The 16,304-nt window shown below is 75.0% G+C and carries 19 protein-coding genes; 18 read left to right on the top strand and 1 reads right to left on the bottom strand.

What is annotated here, in order from left to right:
* The first annotated feature begins 3 nt into the window (after window positions 1-3).
* From V6U79_RS16105 to V6U79_RS16045, 13 genes are all read left to right on the top strand, one after another.
* Window positions 4-750, top strand: coding sequence for a YggS family pyridoxal phosphate-dependent enzyme (locus V6U79_RS16105; RefSeq protein WP_334529906.1), 747 nt, complete (start codon window positions 4-6; stop codon window positions 748-750).
* Window positions 751-945: 195 nt separating this feature from the next.
* Window positions 946-1,638, top strand: a complete 693-nt coding sequence (locus tag V6U79_RS16100) for a cell division protein SepF (protein ID WP_334615101.1) — start codon at window positions 946-948, stop codon at window positions 1,636-1,638.
* Window positions 1,639-1,667: 29 nt separating this feature from the next.
* Window positions 1,668-1,967, top strand: a complete 300-nt coding sequence (locus tag V6U79_RS16095) for a YggT family protein (protein WP_334529914.1) — start codon at window positions 1,668-1,670, stop codon at window positions 1,965-1,967.
* A 52-nt stretch (window positions 1,968-2,019) separates the two neighbouring features.
* The gene (locus tag V6U79_RS16090; RefSeq protein ID WP_334529917.1) at window positions 2,020-2,820 is read left to right on the top strand and encodes a DivIVA domain-containing protein; all 801 of its coding nucleotides are present in this window, start codon (window positions 2,020-2,022) and stop codon (window positions 2,818-2,820) included.
* A gap of 71 nt (window positions 2,821-2,891) precedes the next feature.
* A complete protein-coding gene (locus V6U79_RS16085; RefSeq protein WP_334615100.1) occupies window positions 2,892-3,590 on the top strand; it encodes a hypothetical protein in 699 nt (232 codons plus the stop codon).
* Window positions 3,591-3,600: 10 nt separating this feature from the next.
* Window positions 3,601-3,906 (top strand): DUF167 domain-containing protein, encoded by a 306-nt coding sequence (locus tag V6U79_RS16080; protein WP_334615159.1) that lies wholly within the window; start codon window positions 3,601-3,603, stop codon window positions 3,904-3,906.
* A 22-nt stretch (window positions 3,907-3,928) separates the two neighbouring features.
* Window positions 3,929-5,431, top strand: a complete 1,503-nt coding sequence (locus V6U79_RS16075) for a potassium/proton antiporter (RefSeq protein WP_334529923.1) — start codon at window positions 3,929-3,931, stop codon at window positions 5,429-5,431.
* A gap of 223 nt (window positions 5,432-5,654) precedes the next feature.
* Window positions 5,655-6,074: a TraR/DksA family transcriptional regulator gene (locus V6U79_RS16070; RefSeq protein WP_334486313.1), complete on the top strand. Its 420-nt coding sequence runs from the start codon at window positions 5,655-5,657 to the stop codon at window positions 6,072-6,074.
* Between the two features lie 66 nt (window positions 6,075-6,140).
* Window positions 6,141-6,755: a signal peptidase II gene (gene lspA / locus V6U79_RS16065; protein WP_334529926.1), complete on the top strand. Its 615-nt coding sequence runs from the start codon at window positions 6,141-6,143 to the stop codon at window positions 6,753-6,755.
* Window positions 6,752-7,696 carry an RluA family pseudouridine synthase gene (locus V6U79_RS16060; RefSeq protein WP_334529929.1) on the top strand — a complete coding sequence of 315 codons (945 nt, stop codon included), beginning with the start codon at window positions 6,752-6,754 and terminating at the stop codon, window positions 7,694-7,696. Before lspA ends, V6U79_RS16060 begins: the two co-directional genes overlap by 4 nt.
* Before the next feature lie 37 nt (window positions 7,697-7,733).
* Window positions 7,734-8,651 carry a hypothetical protein gene (locus tag V6U79_RS16055; RefSeq protein WP_334615099.1) on the top strand — a complete coding sequence of 306 codons (918 nt, stop codon included), beginning with the start codon at window positions 7,734-7,736 and terminating at the stop codon, window positions 8,649-8,651.
* Window positions 8,652-8,751: 100 nt separating this feature from the next.
* Window positions 8,752-10,302, top strand: coding sequence for a MinD/ParA family ATP-binding protein (locus V6U79_RS16050; RefSeq protein WP_334615098.1), 1,551 nt, complete (start codon window positions 8,752-8,754; stop codon window positions 10,300-10,302).
* Between the two features lie 53 nt (window positions 10,303-10,355).
* On the top strand, window positions 10,356-11,246 hold the full coding sequence (locus V6U79_RS16045; RefSeq protein ID WP_334615097.1) for a DUF2567 domain-containing protein: 891 nt from the start codon (window positions 10,356-10,358) through the stop codon (window positions 11,244-11,246).
* Here V6U79_RS16045 and V6U79_RS16040 read toward each other — a convergent pair.
* Window positions 11,161-11,862: an LON peptidase substrate-binding domain-containing protein gene (locus tag V6U79_RS16040; RefSeq protein WP_334529940.1), complete on the bottom strand. Its 702-nt coding sequence runs from the start codon at window positions 11,860-11,862 to the stop codon at window positions 11,161-11,163. The genes V6U79_RS16045 and V6U79_RS16040 overlap by 86 nt on opposite strands.
* Before the next feature lie 106 nt (window positions 11,863-11,968).
* Here V6U79_RS16040 and hisD point away from each other — a divergent pair, with 106 nt between their 5' ends.
* From hisD to hisH, 5 genes are all read left to right on the top strand, one after another.
* Window positions 11,969-13,291, top strand: a complete 1,323-nt coding sequence (gene hisD / locus V6U79_RS16035; protein ID WP_334615096.1) for a histidinol dehydrogenase — start codon at window positions 11,969-11,971, stop codon at window positions 13,289-13,291.
* Window positions 13,288-14,421, top strand: a complete 1,134-nt coding sequence (locus tag V6U79_RS16030) for a histidinol-phosphate transaminase (RefSeq protein WP_334529946.1) — start codon at window positions 13,288-13,290, stop codon at window positions 14,419-14,421. Before hisD ends, V6U79_RS16030 begins: the two co-directional genes overlap by 4 nt.
* Entirely contained in the window at window positions 14,418-15,029 is a 612-nt protein-coding gene (hisB, locus tag V6U79_RS16025; protein ID WP_334615095.1) for an imidazoleglycerol-phosphate dehydratase HisB, read from the top strand. Before V6U79_RS16030 ends, hisB begins: the two co-directional genes overlap by 4 nt.
* Before the next feature lie 294 nt (window positions 15,030-15,323).
* Window positions 15,324-15,497, top strand: coding sequence for a CG2302 family histidine operon protein (locus V6U79_RS16020; protein ID WP_334529952.1), 174 nt, complete (start codon window positions 15,324-15,326; stop codon window positions 15,495-15,497).
* A 76-nt stretch (window positions 15,498-15,573) separates the two neighbouring features.
* Complete coding sequence (gene hisH / locus V6U79_RS16015; protein ID WP_334529955.1) at window positions 15,574-16,209, top strand: imidazole glycerol phosphate synthase subunit HisH; 636 nt, start codon at window positions 15,574-15,576, stop codon at window positions 16,207-16,209.
* The last annotated feature ends 95 nt before the right edge of the window (window positions 16,210-16,304 follow it).

The following is a 16,304-nucleotide window of genomic DNA, read 5'->3' as shown; positions in this document are numbered from 1 at the left end:
CCGATGACCGAACAACCAGCCACGGCGCGGCCCGACCGGCGCGCCGAACTCGCGGCCGGGCTGGCCCGGGTCCGGGTCCGGATCGCCGACGCCTGCGCCGACGCCGGCCGGGACCGCGCCGAGGTGACGATGATCGCGGTGACCAAGACGTACCCGGCCGGCGACGTGGTCGCGCTGGCCGGGCTCGGGGTGGCCGACGTGGGGGAGAACCGCGACCAGGAGGCGGCGCCGAAGGCGGCCGAGGTGGCGGCGGCCGGGGTGCGCCCGCGCTGGCACTTCATCGGGCAGTTGCAGCGCAACAAGGCCCGCTCGGTGGTCCGCTACGCCGACGTCGTGCACTCGGTGGACAGTGTCCGGCTGGCCCGGGCCCTGGGCACCGCGGCCGAGGCGGGCCGGGACCGGCCGTTGGACGCCCTGGTGCAGGTGAGCATCGACGGCGACCCGGCGCGCGGGGGCGCGCTGCCGGACTCCGCCGACCCGGACCGCGGCCTCGGCCCGGTGGCCGAGGCGCTGGCCGGGGCGGGCTCGCTGCGGTTGGCCGGGCTGATGGCGGTCGCGCCGCTGGGCTGGGAGCCGGAGCGGGCGTTCGCCCGGCTGGCCGAGGTCGCGGCGGGTTTCCGCCAGACACATCCGGAGGCCACCGCGCTCTCCGCCGGGATGAGTGGGGATCTGGAGGCCGCGATCAGGTACGGCGCGACACATGTCCGCGTCGGCAGCGCGTTGCTCGGAATGCGCCCCACGCTGCGGTAGCCTGACCGCGGAAGAAGCAAATTACATCTGTGTTGTTCAGGAACGGGATCCCTGTGCTCGGGGGGCCAGGGCGGACGGCCGCGAATCGTCCGCCGGGGATTGCCGATCCGATCCGGTGGGCATTGGGTTTCCCATTCGCGATCAAGGCGACACGGCACGGGGGTGCGTGCCGCACGGCGGACGGAAGGGCGCGGGATGGGTGCACTGCGCAAGGCGGGGGTCTGGCTCGGTCTCGTCGAGGAGGACGACGAGCGGGCGTACGACGAGGGTGGCTACGACAAGCCGGGTTACCGGGAGTCGCGCTACCGGTCGAGCCGGTACTCCGAGGAGTTCGCCGACGACGATGACGACGACGCGGAGGAGCCGCCGGCGCCGCGGCCCCGGCAGGGGGAGCGGGGTCGGCTGGGCGAGCGGTCCACGAGCCGCGCGGCGGAGGCCGAGCGGGTCGACGACGACCGCCCGGAGCGCGGCGAGCGGTCCAGCGTCCGGTCCATCACGCGGTCCGGGGCGGGGGAGACCTCGGGCGCGCTGACCTACCACACCCGGGACAATCTCGCGCTGGCGCCGCAGGTGCAGGCGCGCGAGCGGGCGGTGGTCGAGGAGGAGCAGCGCTACCAGATCACCACGCTGCACCCGACCACCTACCGCGAGGCGCGCACCATCGGCGAGCACTTCCGCGACGGCGTGCCGGTGATCATCAATCTGACCGAGATGGACGAGGCCGACGCGCGGCGGCTGGTGGACTTCGCCGCCGGACTGGCGTTCGGCCTGCGCGGTACGATCGAGCGCGTGACCAACCGGGTGTTCCTGCTCTCACCGGCCAACGTCCAGGTCACCGCGGAGGACAAGGCCAAGATCGCTGAGGGCGGCTTTTTCAGCCTGAGCTAAGTCCGCCCGACCGAGGGACGTCGTCTGCCGTGTTGTCGATCGTGCTGCAAGTGCTGTACCTGATCCTGTACCTATTCCTAATTGTGCTGTTGGCCCGATTCGTCCTCAGCGCTGTTCTCCAGTACGGTCGCCGGTGGCAACCGGGGCGCGGAGCGTCGGCGGGACTGGAATCCGTGTGGAGCGTCACTGATCCGCCTCTCAAGGCGTTGAGGCGTGTGATCCCTCCACTGCGAATTGGTACCGTGAGCATCGACCTGGCCTCCCTTGTGCTCCTGGTTATCCTGTTCGTGCTGATGGAGTTCGTGTTGAAGCGGTTGATCATCGGGTGAGGAATCCGATGTCCCTGCCGCTACGCGGCCGCAACTGACCCGAGGAGTTTCGATGCCGCTGACCCCGGCCGACGTCCACAACGTCGCCTTCAAAAAGCCGCCGATCGGCAAGCGGGGGTATGACGAGGAGGAGGTCGACGCCTTCCTGGACGAGGTCGAGCGTGAGCTTGCCCGTCTGATCGAGGAGAACAACGAGCTGCGCGCCCAGGTGGAGCGCGGCGGTCGTGGTGGCGCTCCCGCCGGCCCCGGCGGCGACGCCCGTCTCGCGGCGGAGCTCAACGACGTCAAGGCCCAGCTCGACCGGGTGCAGCGCGACAAGGCCGCGGCCGAGCAGGCCGCCCGCGCGATGCAGGCGGAGCTGGAGCAGGTCCGCTCCACCGGCGGTCCGGCCGGCGGCGGTGACGGCGAGCAGCAGGCCCTGCGCGTCCTGATGATGGCCCAGCGCACCGCCGACGACCACGTCTCCGACGCCCGTCGGGAGGCCGACCAGCTGCTCTCCGAGGCCCGTTCGAAGGCCGAGGAGGTCACCCGCGAGGCGCGCGCCAAGGCCGACGCGCTGGAGCGCGACGCCCGTCAGCGGCACCAGGAGGCCATGGGCGGCCTGGACGCCAAGCGCACGGCCCTCCAGAAGCACATCGAGGAGCTCAAGCAGTTCGAGCGCGAGTACCGGACCCGGCTCAAGGCCTACCTGGAGAGCCAGCTGCGGGACCTCGACGGCCGCGGTCAGGGCCTGGAGGCCGAGATGACCCGGGCCGAGGGCAGCCGGGCCGCCGGCGGCAACGGTCTGGCCGCCGCGGGCCTCGCCGGCTCGTACGGCGGCGGTCGCTCCGGCGCTCTCGAAGCCGGTCGCTGATCAACGGTCGACGGTCGTCCTCCGACGACCGTCGACCGCCCCACACCGAGCCGACGCGGCGGGGGTGAGCCGTGATAGTCGCAAGTCTGCTGCTCATCCTCGTCGCGGTCGTGCTGCTGGTGCTCGGTCTCGCTGACGGCTCCAGCGCCCTGTTGATCAGTTCCATCGCGGCCAGCCTGTTGGCCGCCGTCGCGTTGGTGGCCGGCGCCCGCCAGGTGGCCGCCGCCAGAGCGACGACGAGCCGGGACCGGCCGCGTGGCCGGGGACGCCTCCGGGTGCCCCGCACGGCCGCTCCGCGCGCCGCCTACAGCCCGGTGGCGACGGAGATCCCCGTTCAGCACGTACCTCCGAGGAATGGCACCGACGGCGACGGGTGGCGGCAACCGCCCGAGCCGTCGGTGACCGGGGCGGCCCCCCACGCCGCCGGGACGACCGGCCCCTGGGAGCCCCGGCCCGAGGCCCCGTGGGAGCCCGACCCGGCCGGGCCGTGGGAGCCGGACCCCGCCGATCCGACCCCCACCAGCGGCGCCGGCCGGTCCGCCGAGCCGGAGGCCCAGCACGTGTCACCGGCGGACGCCGCCCGGGTCGCCACCCTCCACGCCGAGATCCGGGTGGTCGACGGCCATCCCCGCTACCACCTCGCCTCCTGCGCGTACCTGGTGGACCGGGACCACGAGCCGCTGCCGGTCTCCGAGGCGGTGGCGCTCGGCTTCACCCCGTGCGGGCGGTGCGCCCCGGACACCACCCTGCTCGCCGACGCCCCCGACTGAACCGGTGCCGATGTCCACCGAGGAGACGCTCACCGTCGCGGTACGGGTCAGGCCCGGCGCGTCCCGGGCCCGGGTCGGCGGTCGTTTCGACGGCCCGCACGGTCCCGCCCTGGTGATCGCGGTGAACGCGCCGGCCGTCGACGGGCGGGCCACCGAGGCCGCCCGGCGGGCCCTGGCCGGCGCGCTGGGCGTCCGGCCGGCCGCCGTGTCGCTGCGCACCGGCGCGGCCAGTCGGGACAAGCTCTTCCTGGTCGACCACCCCACCTCGGACCTGGCCGACGTGCTCCGCCGGCTGCGCGACGGATCGGCCGGGTGACGGCGCACCGGGTCGGCCGCCCGTGACCCCCGGGCTGGACGTCGCGCTGCTGCTCGGCGCCGCCGTACTGCTGGTCGCGGTGGGCGCGGTCCGCTTCTCCACCCGGCTCGGCGTGCCGAGCCTTCTGGTCTACCTCGCCCTCGGGGTGGCGATCGGCGAGGCCGGGCTCGGCATCCGCTTCGACGACGCCGAGCTGACCCGGGTGCTGGGCTTCTGCGCGCTCATCGTGATCATCGCCGAGGGCGGGCTGACCGCCCGGTGGAGCACGCTGCGCCCGGTGCTCGGGCTGGCCGCGGCGCTCTCCACGGCCGGCGTGCTGGTCAGCATCCTCGTCGTCGGCCTGGTCGTGCACCTGCTGCTGGGGCTGGACTGGCGGCTGGCCCTGCTCTACGGCGCGGTGCTCTCGTCCACCGACGCCGCCGCGGTCTTCGCCACCCTGCGCCGGCTGCGGCTGCCGCCCCGGCTGGTGGCCACCCTGGAGGCCGAGTCGGGCATGAACGACGCCCCGGTGGTGATCCTGGTGGTGCTGCTCTCCCGCAGCGCCCCGGCCGCCCACCCCTGGTGGTACGAGGCGCTGCTGGTCGGCTACGAGCTGGGGGCCGGGGCGGCGGTGGGGCTGGCGGCCGGGATCACCGGCCGGTTCGCGCTGCGCCGGGCCGCCCTGCCCTCGGCCGGGCTCTACCCGATCGCGGCGGTCGGTTTCACCGTGCTGGCGTACGCCGCCGGGGCGGTGCTGCACGCCTCCGGCTTCCTCGCCGTCTACGTCGCCGGGGTGCTGCTCGGCAACGCCCGGCTGCCGCACCGGCAGGCCATCCTCGGCTTCGCCGACGGGCTGGCCTGGCTGGCCCAGATCGGGCTGTTCGTGCTGCTCGGCCTCCTCGCCACGCCGGGCCGGCTGGGTGCGGCGGTGCTGCCGGCGGTGGTCACCGGGCTGGCCCTGCTGCTGGTCGCCCGACCGCTGTCGGTGGCGCTCTCCGCGCTGCCGTTCCGGGTGTCGCTGCGCGAGCAGGCCTTCCTGTCCTGGGCCGGGCTGCGCGGGGCGGTGCCGATCGTGCTGGCCACCATCCCGCTCTCCGAGCGGGTTCCGGGGGCGGACCGGCTCTTCGACGCGGTCTTCGTGCTGGTGGTCATCTTCACGCTGCTCCAGGCCGGCACGCTGGCCCCGGCGGCCCGCCGGCTGGGCGTCACCGCGCCCGCCGAGCTGGCGGAGATCCGGGTGGAGACGGCTCCGCTGGAGCGGATGCGGGCGGACCTGCTCCAGCTGGAGGTGCCGCCGGGTTCCCGGTTGGCCGGTGTGCACGTGGACGAGCTGCGGCTGCCGGTGGGCGCCTCGGTGACCCTGGTGCTGCGCGACGGCGCCGGTTTCGTGCCGGGCCCGGACACCCGGCTCAAGGCGGGCGACAGCCTGCTGATCGTGGCGACCGCCGGGGTGCGGGACGAGGCGGAGCGGCGGCTGCGGGCGGTCAGCCGACGGGGTCGACTGGCCAGGTGGTTTGGCGAGTACGGCGAGGATCGGGAGGGGTGATCTGCTAGCGTTCTTTTTGCCCTAATTAGGGCTTACTAGAGGCTGAATAACGGCACGACGGTGCGCCACGTTGTCGGACGCCTGTACGTTCCGTATTCTTGCCAACCTCCGGAGTGCGCGGCCCTCATTGCCGTGCGCCCGTTTTGTTACGTGGGGGCGCCAGGCCGGTGGCCCCTGTCCGGACACCGCCGACCGCCGCGCTACGCGGCTGAGGGAGCTGACGATGGCCAAGCCAGCCGACACCAGGACCGCCGGCCGGAAGCCGGTGGCGAAGGCCACCCGCAGCGCGGCGGAGACCGAGAAGATCCGGGCCGCCCTGGCGGCCCGACGGGACGAGCTGCGCGCCGAGTACGATCAGACGCTGAGCGAGATCACCGAGCTGCAGCGCGACCGGCTGACCGACTCGGCCGGGGACGACCAGGCCGACACCGGCACCAAGACGTTCGAGCGCGAGCAGGAGATCTCCCTCGCGAACAGCATCCGGGAACGGATCACGCAGGTCGAGCGGGCACTGGAGCGGCTCGACGAGGGTGGCTACGGGTGGTGCGAGCGGTGCGGGAACCCGATCCCGGTGGAGCGGCTCGCCGCCTTCCCGTCGGCGACCCTCTGCGTGACCTGCAAGCAGCTGGAGGAGCGGCGCTGACGTCCGCTCCCCGGCGACCGCGTGAGACGGCGAACCATCGCCGTCCGGACAGTCGATGGGGAGTCGATGACCACAGCACCGACCGGATCCGGCACCGCTGAGCCGGGCGGCGGCACGCCCCGCCGCAGAGCGGTCGTGGTCCTCGGCGGCATCGCCCTGGTGGGCCTGCTCGCCGACCTGCTCACCAAGCACCTGGCGCTGCTGGCCCTCGACGACCGGGAGCCCGTCCGGCTGCTCGGCGGCGCGGTCTACCTCACCCTGACCCGCAACAGCGGGGCGGCCTGGAGCATCGGATCCGACCACACCTGGATCTTCCCGCTGATCACCATCGGCGTGGTCGGCTGGATCGTCTGGATGGCGGTACGGCTGCGTTCCCTGCCGTGGGCGATCTCGCTCGGGCTGGTGCTCGGCGGCGCGCTGGGCAACCTCGTCGACCGGATCTTCCGCGCCCCCGGTCACTTCGTCGGGCACGTGGTGGACATGGTCAGCCTCTTCGACCCGTACGGGCAGGTCTGGCCCGTGTTCAACCTGGCCGACAGCTGCCTGGTCTCCGGCGTGCTGCTCGCCGTGCTGCTGGAGCTGACCGGCCGGCAGCGCGACGGCAGCCGGATCGGCAAGGGCGGCGACGACACCGCGGCGGCGCCGGCCGGCGCCACCTCCGAGCAGCGGGAGCCGGCATGACCTCGGCCTTCGCCGGCGGCGGCGACCACCGTTCCCTCCCCGTCCCCGACGGGCTCGACGGGATGCGCCTGGACCAGGCGGTGTCCCGGCTCTTCGGCCTGTCCCGCACCGCCGCCGCGGCGCTGGTCGACGGCGGCGACGCGCTGGTCGACGGGGTCGCCCGGCAGAACTCGCACAAGGTCAAGGCCGGCTCCTGGCTGGAGGTGACGCTGCCCGCCCCGGTCGCCCCGCCGACCGTGGTGCCGCAGGCGGTGCCCGGGCTCACCGTGGTCTACGCCGACGACGACATCGTGGTGGTGGACAAGCCGGTCGGGGTGGCCGCCCACCCCAGCCCCGGCTGGACCGGGCCGACCGTGATCGGCGGCCTCGCCGCGATCGGGCACCGCATCTCGACCAGCGGCGCGGCCGAGCGGCAGGGCGTGGTGCACCGGCTCGACGTCGGCACCACCGGCATCATGGCGGTGGCCAAGAGCGAGCAGGCGTACACCGCGCTGAAGCGGGCGTTCAAGTACCGCGAGGTGGAGAAGCGATACCACGCGGTGGTGCAGGGCCACCCCGACCCGTCGCGCGGCACCATCGACGCGCCGATCGACCGGCACCCGCACCACGACTACCGCTGGGCGGTGGTCTCCGGCGGCAAGCCGAGCATCACCCACTACGACACCATTGAGGCGTTCCCGGCGGCGAGCCTGCTCGACGTGCGGTTGGAGACGGGCCGGACGCACCAGATCCGGGTGCACTTCTCCACCCTGCGGCACCCCTGTGTGGGCGACATCACCTACGGCGCGGACCCGACCCTCTCGGCCCGGCTGGGACTGAGCCGGCAGTGGCTGCACGCCCGGTCGCTGAGCTTCGCGCACCCGCGCACGGGTGACGAGGTGACCTTCGTCAGCGAGTACCCCGACGACCTGGCGCAGGCGCTGGCGATCCTGCGCGACTGACGGCACCGATCCTGTGACGACGAGGGGGCCCGCGCCGGTGGACGCCGCCGGTCCGCCGCCGGGCGACCGGGGGCCGCTCGCCGACGCCCGGCGCCGGCCGGGCTGGCTCGGCTGGGCCGCGGCCCTCTCCGTCGGCGCGGTGCTGCTCGCCGCCGGGTGGACGGACCGGCGGGACGAGCCGGTCGGGGACCGCACGGTGGGCGAGGTCACCCGGGTCGGGGTGGGTCCCGGCGACGCGATCCCGACCTACCTGCGCTCCGCCGCCACGGAGCTCGCCGCGCTGCCCCCGGCCGACGCGTCGGCCGGGACGTACGCGCTGGTCTCCTTCGACGCCTACCTGCGGCCGGACGCGCTGCCGGCGGTGCTCGCCGACGTGTCGGTCGTCGAGGTGGTGGCGCGGGTGCCGCTGCCCGACCGGCAGACCGAGGTGGTCCACCTGGCGGCGCAGCGGACGCCGCAGGACGTGCTGGCCGGGATGGCCGGGGTCGCCGACCGCAAGGACCGGGAGGCCGCCGACCAGCGCGACCGGGCGGCGGCGGCCGCGGAGCCGCTGCTGCGCCGGACGTACTCCACCGGGGCGGAGGTGGCCGTCCGGGAGGCCCGGGCCTACCGGGCCGGCTGCGGCTGCGTGTACGCCGCCGTGGTGCGGGCCGCGCCGGACGCGCTGCGGGAGCTGGCCACCCGGCCGGGTGTCCGAGGGGTCGACCCGGCCCCGGAGGTACGCCGGCTGGACCGCACGGTCTTCCTCCCGCCCCTGCCCGAGCAGCGGGACGTGGTGCGCCCGCCGGCCGACACCGCGCTGACGCCCGAGGTGGGCGATTCGTCGGAAGCGGCACCGGATGTGACGGGTTCCTCACCGGACCGTGCGCCCGCCGGTACCGCCCGCCGGCCGCCCACCACCGCCCCGACCTCCCCGGACGTCGGTGCCGGACGGTCGTCGCCACCGTCGCGCTGAGTATGGCCGCCGGGGGATGTGCGCGGACAGGTGTGGTCCGCATAGGGTTTCGTTCGTAGCCTGTCAGGCGGAGATCGATGTGGTGCGGGGAGGGCGAGCCTTGGACGGCACCGAGACCGGCTGGGGTCGGTCGGCCGAACCGGCCCCGCGATGGCGGGCGCTGCTCGACCGCGCCCGTCTGGGCGGTCGCGCCGGCGAGCAGCCGGAGACCGACCGTCGGGCCGAGGAGCCGCCAGCGCCGGACCCGCTGCCCCGGCGCGGATCCGGCAACGGCTGGTCCGCGCGGGCCGCGGCGGCCGTGCCGCCACCGGTGGATCCGCCGTACGGCGCGGACCCCGGGTACCGGGCCGAGGCGACCTACCGGGTCGACCCGGCCTACCGGCTGGAGCCGTCGTACCGGCCGGAGCCGTCCTACCAGCCCGAGCCGTCGTACCAGCCCGAGCCCGCCCCGCGCCCCGAGCCGTCGTACCGGCCGGAGTCGTCGGCGGAGTCGCGGTACGCGCTGCTGGACAACGGCTACCGGCACGAGCCGCCGGTCGAGTCCCGGTACGCCGCGCTCGACGGCGGTTACGGCGGGCGGCCCGGGTACGCTCCCGTCGAGCCGGTGTACCCGGCGCAGCCGACGTACCAGCCCGAGCCGATCGCGTACCCGGCGCAGCCGACGTACCAGCCGGAGCCGGCGGCGTACCAGCCGGACCGGACGTACCAGCCGGAGCCCCCGCGCCGCCCGGAGCCGGACTACCCGGCCGAGCCGACGTACTCGGCGGCGGTGACCACCGACCGGGGCTACCCGGCGCGGATCGAGCCGGCCCGGATCGAGTGGCGCGCGCCGACCCCGCAGGACGAGCACGAGCGGGCCGCCGCGGTCCTCCGCCGCGACCTGGGCACCCCCCGGGTGCTCGCCTTCGCCAACCCCAAGGGCGGGGTGCACAAGACCACCGCGACCGTGCTCGCCGCCGCCACCGTCGGCAGCGTGCGCGGCCGGGGGGTGCTCGCCTGGGACGACAACGAGCTGCGCGGCACCCTCGGCCTGCGCGCCGGCAGCGCCCGGCACGCCCGGACCATCCGGCACCTGATCGGCGACCTGGCGCACATCGAGATCCGCGAGGGCGCCGAGCTGCTGGAGTCCCTGGACGACTACCTGCGGCACGCCTCCGACGGGTCGTACGACGTGCTGGCCGGTGAGGAGAGCCCCCGGTTCGCCCAGCGGCTGGACCAGTTCACCGTCAAGCGGGTGCTGGAGCTGCTGCGCCGCACCCACGACGTGATCTGCGTGGACACCGGCAACAACGTGGAGAGCGCCAACTGGCGGACGGTCATGCACGCCGCCGACCAGCTGGTGGTGACCACGGTGCCGCGCGAGGACGCGGCGTTCAGCGCCGACTGGATGCTGGACCTGCTGCACGAGGAGGGGATGGGGGAGCTGGCCGACAACGCGGTGACCCTGATCTCCTGCCCGACCCCGGGCCGCTCGTCGCTCCAGGACGACCTGGAGCGGCACTTCGCCACCCGCACCCGCGCCGTCGCCGTGGTGCCGTACGACCCGGCGCTGGAGACCGGCTCATCGATCGAGTACCACCAGCTCCAGCCGGAGACCCGGCAGGGGTGGCTGCGGGCGGCCTCGATGATGCTGGAGCCGTTCGCCCGCTGAGCGGTTCGGCCTCCGCCGCCCCGTCGCACAGCTTCGCCTGAGAAGATCGTCGGGTGAGCCCGGACACCCCCGATCCGCACCGGCCCGTCGACCGTACCGACGAGCCGGGTCGTGCCGGTCCCGCCGCCGGCCCCGTGCCGGCGCCGTCCGGGACCGGATCGCCGTCCTCCGCCGCCCCCGGCGGGGGTGCCGGCGGTGACCCGCGACCGGCCGGGCCGGCCGACGTCGAGCCGGTGCCGGTGGGCACCTGGCCCCCGGCGTACGCCGGCCGCCCGGCGGAGCCCGGGGAGCGGACGCGCCCTGCCCCGGCACTGGCGGTCGCCACGGTGCTCGCGCTCACCGCGCTGGGGGCGCCGCTCGGCCTGCTCTGGGCGGCCCTGGCCCCCGAGACCCCGGTGCTGAAGACCGCCCAGGGCGCCGTCTACGCCCAGCCACAGCCGGAGCAGCCGATCGCCGCGGACGGCTGGTTCAGCCTGCTCGGGCTCGGCTTCGGGGTGCTCGCCGCGGTCGGGCTCTGGGTGCTGCTGCGCCGCCGCCGTGGCCCGGGGGGCCTGTTCGTGGTCACCCTCGGCGGGCTCGGCGCCGCACTGGTCGCCTGGCAGGCGGGCCGCCGGATCGGACTCTCCGACTTCGAGCGGCTGCTGGCGTCCGCGCCGGAGGGGACGGCGTTCGCCAAGCCGGTCGACCTGCGCGCCGGCGGCGTCGAGTGGTTGCTGGGCGTGCTCCCGCTGCCCTTCGGGAACGTGCTGCTGCCGGCGTTCGCGGCGGCCGTGACGTACACCCTGCTGGCCGGCTGGTCGCGCTGGTCGTCGCTGCGCCCGGAGCCGGAGCCCGACTGGACCGGCGGGCCCGGCGCGCTCAGTTGGGGGCCGGGGGCGATGCCAGCTCCGACAGCGGCACCGGAACCGCCCGCACCTGACGCAGCAGAGCCGCCTCGCGGTTGAGCAGCCGCAGCTCGGCCCGGAGCCGGGCCGCGGTGTCGTCGATGGCGAGCAGCCGCTGCCGGTCGGCGACGGTCAGCGCGGCGGTGGCGGCCACCAGGTGGGACAGCACCGTCGGGTCCTCCGGCAGCTGCTCGGAGATCTCCTCCGGGTCGGGCCGGATCAGCCCGAGGTACTGCCGGAAGACCGAGATCACCCGGGCGGCGAGCAGGTCGGCGACCTCGTCGGTGCCGCTCGGCTCCGGCAGCCACTCCACCCGGGCGGTCAGGTACGGCAGCGAGCTGTCGTCGACCTCGGCGATGCGGAACCGACGGCGGCCGACGGTGACGATGTCGAACCCCCCGTCGTCCAGCTCGGTCACCTGCCGCAGCTCGGCGGTGCAGCCCACCTCGTGCAGGGTCACCTCGCCGCTGCCGCTCGGACTGGCCCGGCCCGGGCCCGGGGCCACCTCCCAGCCGGCCCGGATCGCCACCACGCCGAACTCGCGGGCCGCTCCCTCGGGCAGCCCGACCAGGTGCCGGACCAGGGCCCGGTAGCGCTCCTCGAAGATGTGCAGCGGCAGCACCAGCCCGGGGAAGAGCACCATCCCGAGCGGAAACACCGGCAGCCGTGCGGTCACGGGACCGAGCCTAGCCGCCCCGGGCCCGTCCGGCGTGGCCTGGCTCACGCCCACGCGGTCCCGGGCGGCGCGGTCCCACCCGGGCCGGGCCGCCTAGACTCGAAGGGTGTTGAATCGGATCGACCTGCGCGGTGCCGTCCGTGACCCCCGCCGCCTGCTGCCTCGTGCCCAGCTCGACGTCTCCGTGGCGGTCGAGAAGATCCGCCCGCTCGTCGAGGCGGTCCGGGAGCATGGCTATCCGGCGATCCGCGAGGCCAGCGAGCGCTTCGACGGGATCTCCCCGGAGGTGCTGCGGGTGCCCGCCGAGGCGATCGCCGAGGCCGAGGGGACGCTCGACCCGCAGGTGCGGGCCGCGCTGCTGGAGTCGATCACCCGGGCCCGCAAGGTCCACGCCGACCAGCGCCGCACCGACCACACCACCCAGGTCGTCCCGGGTGGCACCGTCACCGAGCGCTGGGTGCCGGTCGACCGGGTCGGCCTCTACGTCCCCGGCGGCCTGGCGATGTACCCGTCGACCGTGGTGATGAACGTCGTACCGGCCCAGGCGGCCGGGGTCCGCTCGCTGGTGGTGGTCAGCCCGCCGCAGCGGGACAACGGCGGCCTGCCCGACGCCCGGGTGCTCGCCGCCTGCGCGCTGCTCGGCGTCGACGAGGTGTACGCCGTCGGCGGCGCCCAGGCGGTGGCCATGCTGGCGTACGGCGCCGCGGTGGACGCCGAGGGCCGCGCGCACTGCGACCCGGTCGACATGATCACCGGTCCGGGCAACATCTGGGTCACCGCCGCCAAGCGGCTGCTGCGCGGCGTGGTCGGCATCGACGCCGAGGCCGGCCCGACCGAGATCGCCATCCTGGCCGACGACACCGCCGACCCGGCGCACGTCGCCGCCGACCTGATCAGCCAGGCCGAGCACGACCCGCTCGCGGCGAGCGTGCTGGTCACCCCCTCGGTGGAGCTGGCCGACGCGGTGGAGCGGGAGCTGGCCCGGCAGGTGCCGGCCACCAAGCACGCCGAGCGGGTGACCACCGCGCTCAGCGGAGAGCAGAGCGGGGTCGTCCTGGTCGACGACCTCGAGGCCGGGCTGCGGGTGGTCGACGCGTACGCGGCCGAGCACCTGGAGATCCAGACCGTCGACGCGCGCGAGTGGGCGCTGCGGGTGCGCAACGCCGGGGCGATCTTCGTGGGCGCGTGGTCGCCGGTGTCGCTCGGCGACTACTGCGCCGGCTCCAACCACGTGCTGCCCACCGGCGGCTGCGCCCGGCACTCCTCCGGACTGTCGGTGCAGTCCTTCCTGCGCGGCGTGCACCTGGTGGAGTACACCCGCGACGCGCTGCACGAGGTGGCCCCGCACGTGGTCACCCTGGCCAACGTGGAGGACCTGCCGGCGCACGGCCAGGCCGTCGCCGCGCGCTTCGCCGGGACGGGCTCGTGACGACCCTCGACGACCTGCCGATCCGCGACGACCTGCGGGGCCTGACGCCGTACGGGGCGCCGCAGCTGGACGTCGCGGTGCGGCTGAACACCAACGAGAACTCCTACCCGGTGCCCGAGCCGGTGGTGGCGGCGATCGCCGAGGCCCTCGCGGCCGAGCTGCGCGACCTCAACCGCTACCCGGACCGGGACGCCGTGGCGCTCCGCGCCGACCTGGCGGCGTATCTCGGCCACGGCCTCACCGTCGACCAGGTGTGGGCGGCCAACGGCTCCAACGAGGTCCAGCAGCAGCTGCTCCAGGCGTTCGGCGGTCCCGGGCGCACCGCGCTTGGCTTCACCCCGGCGTACTCGATGCACCCGCTGCTGGCGCTGGGCACCGGCACCCGGTGGGTGCCGGCGGCCCGGGGCGTCGACTTCGGGCTGTCCGCCGCCGACGCGGTGGCCCAGGTCCGCGAGCACCGCCCGGACGTTGTCTTCCTCTGCTCGCCGAACAACCCCACCGGCACCGCGCTGGACCCGGCGGTGGTCGCCGCGGTGCTCGACGTCGCGCCCGGCGTGGTGGTGGTCGACGAGGCGTACGCCGAGTTCGCCCGGCCCGGCACGGTCAGCGCCCTGGCGGTGCTGCCCGGCCACCCGCGGCTGGTGGTGACCCGGACGATGAGCAAGGCCTTCGGCTTCGCCGGCGGCCGGCTCGGCTACCTGGCCGCGGACCCGGCGGTGGTGGCGGCGGTGCAGCTGGTCCGGCTGCCGTACCACCTCTCCGCGCTCACCCAGGCCGCGGCCCGCGCGGCGCTGGCGCACCGCGACGCCCTGCTCGCCACGGTCGACGCGATCAAGGCGCAGCGGGACCGGATCGTGACCGAGCTGCGTGCCGGGGGCCACCGGGTGGCCGACAGCGACGCCAACTTCGTGCTCTTCGAGGTCGGCGGCGACCAGGCCGCGGCCTGGCGCACCCTGCTCGACGCGGGCGTCCTGGTCCGCGACGTCGGGCTGCCCGGCTGGCTGCGGGTCACCGCCGGCACCCCCGCCGAGACGGACGCCTTCCTCGCCGCGATGGAGAAGGTCGTGAGCGCGAGGAGCGAGCCGCTCTTGCGAGCCCCGCAGTCGCGAACGAAAGGTTGCCCAGCATGAGCCGGACCGCCCGGGTGGAGCGGATCACCAAGGAGACCGAGGTCCTGGTCGAGATCGACCTGGACGGCACCGGCCGGGCCGAGATCGGCACCGGGGTCGGCTTCTACGACCACATGCTGAACCAGATCGCCCGGCACGGCGGCTTCGACCTCACCGTGCGCACCGTCGGCGACCTGGAGATCGACGCCCACCACACCATGGAGGACACCGCGCTCGCCCTCGGTGCCGCGTTCGACCAGGCGCTGGGCGACAAGGCCGGCATCCGGCGGTACGGCTCGGCCACCGTCCCCATGGACGAGGTGCTGGTCCGGGCGGCGGTGGACCTCTCCGGCCGCCCGTACGTGGTGCACGACGAGCCGCCGCTGGCCCCGTACATCGGGCCGGTCTACCCGACCAGCATGACCCGGCACATCTGGGAGTCCTTCGGCCAGGCCGCCCGGATCACCCTGCACGTCGACGTGCTGCGCGCGGCCCGCCCCGGCGGCCACCCGGACGCCCACCACGTGGTGGAGGCGCAGTTCAAGGCGGTCTCCCGGGCGCTGCGCGAGGCGACCGCGATCGACCCGCGGTCGCAGGGCGCGATCCCCAGCACCAAGGGAGCGCTCTGATGAGCGCGAGGAGCGCAGCGCAGCGGAGCCCCGCAGTCGCGAATGAAGGTGGGCTCTGATGAGCGCGAGGAGCGCAGCGCAGCGGAGCCCCGCAGTCGCGAATGAAGGTGGGCTCTGATGAGCGCGAGGAGCGCAGCGCAGCGGAGCCCCGCAGTCGCGAATGAAGGTGGGCTCTGATGAGCGCGAGGAGCGCAGCGCAGCGGAGCCCCGCAGTCGCGAATGAAGGTGGGCTCTGATGAGCGCGAGGAGTGCAGCGCAGCGGAGCCCCGCAGTCGCGAATGAAGGTGGGCTCTGATGGGGGCGGTGCTGCCTACCCTGCTGCTGATCCTGGCCGGGGTGCTGGTCGGCGGGACCTGGTCGTTGTACCGGCAGGGCGCGCCGCGCGGCACCGTGGTGATCACCGCGCTGCTCGCCGTGCTGGCCACCGTCGGCGGGGTGCTCTGGCTGCTACCCGGGGAGGGCTCATGAGCGAGCGCAGCGAGCGAATCGTCAGGCACAGTGCCGTGGTGTCTCAGGGCGGCACGGAGCGCAGCGGAGTGGCGGCATGAGCAGGCGGATCGTGGTGCTGGACTACGGCTCGGGCAACCTCCGCTCGGCCGAGCGCGCGCTGGAGCACGCCGGCGCGGACGTGACCGTCACCGACGATCTGGCCGCCGCCGCCGAGGCGGACGGCCTGGTGGTGCCGGGGGTCGGGGCGTTCGCCGCCTGCATGGCGGGGATCGAGGAGCTCGGCGCGGGCCCGGTGATCGCCGAGCGGGTCGCCGCCGGCCGGCCGGTGCTCGGCATCTGCGTGGGCATGCAGGTCCTCTTCGAGCACGGTGACGAGCACGGCGTGGTCACCAAGGGGCTGGGGCTGCTGCCCGGCGGGGTGACGCAGCTGGCCGCGCGGCGGCTGCCGCACATGGGCTGGAACACCGTCCGGCCCCCGGAGGGTTCGGTGCTCTTCGCCGGCCTGCCCGCCGACAGCCGGTTCTACTTCGTCCACTCCTACGGGGTCGCCGATGCCGGCGCGCTGACCGCGACCGGTGCCCGGGTCACCACCGCGCACCACGGGACGGACTTCGTCGCGGCGGTGGAGCGGGGCGCGCTCTCCGCCGCGCAGTTCCACCCGGAGAAGTCCGCCGACACCGGCGCCGCGCTGCTGCGGAACTGGCTCGCCACGCTGCGGCCCGGTGCCTGAGCCCGTCGCCGCCGCCCGGCCGGCGGCCCGCCTTGACCGCGCTGGTGCCGATCACCAGCTCCAGCCAGCACTGTTCGGTGCGGGCCGCCTCGCCG

Source organism: Micromonospora psammae, assembly GCF_036902725.1.
In the GTDB taxonomy this organism is placed as follows: Bacteria; Actinomycetota; Actinomycetes; order Mycobacteriales; family Micromonosporaceae; genus Micromonospora.
This window is presented reverse-complemented; position numbering and strand designations above follow the sequence as displayed.

Coding starts and splice junctions, on each gene's coding strand:
- hisB (WP_334615095.1), top strand. CDS start 14,418: ATGAGCCGGACCGCCCGGGTGGAGCGGATCACCAAGGAGACCGAGGTC.
- V6U79_RS16020 (WP_334529952.1), top strand. CDS start 15,324: ATGGGGGCGGTGCTGCCTACCCTGCTGCTGATCCTGGCCGGGGTGCTG.
- V6U79_RS16080 (WP_334615159.1), top strand. CDS start 3,601: ATGTCCACCGAGGAGACGCTCACCGTCGCGGTACGGGTCAGGCCCGGC.
- V6U79_RS16105 (WP_334529906.1), top strand. CDS start 4: ATGACCGAACAACCAGCCACGGCGCGGCCCGACCGGCGCGCCGAACTC.
- hisH (WP_334529955.1), top strand. CDS start 15,574: ATGAGCAGGCGGATCGTGGTGCTGGACTACGGCTCGGGCAACCTCCGC.
- V6U79_RS16090 (WP_334529917.1), top strand. CDS start 2,020: ATGCCGCTGACCCCGGCCGACGTCCACAACGTCGCCTTCAAAAAGCCG.
- V6U79_RS16070 (WP_334486313.1), top strand. CDS start 5,655: ATGGCCAAGCCAGCCGACACCAGGACCGCCGGCCGGAAGCCGGTGGCG.
- lspA (WP_334529926.1), top strand. CDS start 6,141: ATGACCACAGCACCGACCGGATCCGGCACCGCTGAGCCGGGCGGCGGC.
- V6U79_RS16060 (WP_334529929.1), top strand. CDS start 6,752: ATGACCTCGGCCTTCGCCGGCGGCGGCGACCACCGTTCCCTCCCCGTC.
- V6U79_RS16100 (WP_334615101.1), top strand. CDS start 946: ATGGGTGCACTGCGCAAGGCGGGGGTCTGGCTCGGTCTCGTCGAGGAG.